The organism is Alkalihalophilus lindianensis (genome assembly GCF_032843265.1).
GTDB lineage: Bacteria > Bacillota > Bacilli > Bacillales > Bacillaceae_D > Alkalihalophilus > Alkalihalophilus lindianensis.
Window position 1 is genome coordinate 1 of sequence record NZ_JAWJBA010000760.1, and the last position, 249, is coordinate 249.

Consider the following 249-nt stretch of genomic DNA (forward strand, 5'->3'; position numbering starts at 1 on the left):
TTCGGGAATGTACAGCCTGAGGCCAATCTGTAATGGTTGATTAACGGGAATCTGGTTAATGGCTGCAAGCTGCTGGTAAGGGACACCAACCTTTTGTCCAATAGAGTAAAGCGAGTCACCTTGCTGGACGAAATAAAAATGGCCGACAATCGGAATGACCAAAGATTGTCCAACCACAAGATTATTAGGATTCGGCAATTCATTTGCTTCAGTGATGTCCGCTACTGTTGTTTGATAGGTTCTGGCAAT

The 249-nt window shown here is 44.2% G+C and carries 1 protein-coding gene; it reads right to left on the reverse strand.

The features are described from left to right. Positions 1 to 249, reverse strand: a 249-nt coding sequence (locus tag RYX56_RS24215) for a LysM peptidoglycan-binding domain-containing protein (protein ID WP_317124363.1), incomplete at both ends; no start/stop codon positions are given.